1 protein-coding gene and 1 pseudogene are annotated in these 1,435 nt (G+C 71.8%); both read left to right on the top strand.

Annotation, left to right across the window (positions count from 1 at the left end; genetic code table 11):
* A partial coding sequence (locus ACWD3H_RS47650; RefSeq protein ID WP_451959800.1) for a PLP-dependent cysteine synthase family protein occupies nucleotides 1-1,188 on the top strand: 1,188 nt, incomplete at its 5' end.
* A pseudogene (locus tag ACWD3H_RS47645) lies at nucleotides 1,185-1,435 on the top strand (MFS transporter); the annotation flags it as partial. The gene ACWD3H_RS47650 and the pseudogene ACWD3H_RS47645, both read left to right, overlap by 4 nt.

Below are 1,435 nucleotides of genomic sequence, written 5' to 3'. Positions count from 1 at the left end.
CAGATCGCCAGCACCTCGCTCAGCCAGTTGATCACCGGAGCCACCTGCCACGCCCCCGAGCACGTGGTCGGCAACACCCCGGTGCTCTGGGTCCCGGAGATCGCCTCGGGGCAGGGGCGCGGGTTCTGGGCGAAGCTGGAGGGCAACAACCCCGGAGGGATCAAGGACCGCTCCGCCCTCTACATCGTCGAGCGGGCACGCGAGCGCGGCCTGCTTCGCCCCGCAGCGCCCATCGTGGAGTCCACCAGCGGGACCTTCGGCCTGGGCCTGGCACTGGCCGGCATCGTCGGCGGCCACCCGGTGACGCTGGTGACCGACCCGGGCATGGAACCGCTGATGCGCCGGCTGCTGTCCGCCTACGGGGCGCGTGTCGTCGTCGTCGGCGAACCGCACCCGGTGGGCGGCTGGCAGCGGGCCCGCCGCCAGCGCGTGCTGGAACTGCTCGATGAGCACCCCGACGCCTACTGCCCGGACCAGTACAACAACCCCGACAACGTCGCCGCCTACACGGGGCTGGCCATGGAACTGGCCGGCCAGCTCGGGCGGATCGACGTCCTGGTGTGCAGCGTGGGCACCGGCGGTCACAGCGCCGGGGTCTCCCGCGCGCTACGGCGCTTCTATCCCGACCTGCGCCTCGTCGGCGTCGACACGATCGGCTCGACCATCTTCGGCCAGCCCGCGCGCGTCCGGCTCATGCGCGGCCTGGGCAGCAGCATCTACCCGCGCAACGTGGCCTATGAGGCATTCGGCGAGGTCCACTGGGTCGCACCCGCCGAAGCGGTCTGGGCCTGCCGGCGCCTGGCCGCGCTGCGATACGCCACCGGCGGATGGAGCGTCGGCGCGGTGGCCCTGGTGGCATCCTGGCTGGCCCGCACGCTGCCCGGCCACACCCGGATAGCGGCGATCTTCCCCGACGGCCCGCACCGCTACTTCGACACCGTGTTCAACGACGACTACTGCGCCGACCGGGGCCTGCTCGGCGCGCCGGCGGCGACCGATCCCGACGAGATCGTCCACCCCGCCGAGCGTGAGCTGACCCGCTGGACCCGGTGCACGACCGTGCTCGACCCCACCGTCCCGGGAAACGGCGTCGCGGGAACACCCGTCACTCCCGGAGGTGGCGCGGAGGAGGCGGCCACCGCCGCCGCCGAAAGGACATGCTCTGGAGACGAAGAGGTCCGGCGGTGAGGGGCACCCTGGCCCTGGCCCGCTCCTTTGACCGGCCGGTGAGACTGCTACTGGTCAACCAGCTCACCATCAACACCGGCTTCTACATGCTGATGCCCTACCTGGCCGGCCACCTGTCGGGAGCGCTGGCGCTACCGGCGGCACTGGTCGGCCTGATCCTGGGCATCCGCAACCTCAGCCAGCAGGGCATGTTCCTGATCGGCGGCACCCTCGCCGACCGGCTCGGCCACAAACCCATGATCGTCGC

It is taken from the genome of Streptosporangium sp. NPDC002607, assembly GCF_053592655.1.
The sequence above is the reverse complement of the archived record's forward strand: the minus strand, read 5'-3'. Positions and strand labels throughout refer to the sequence as shown.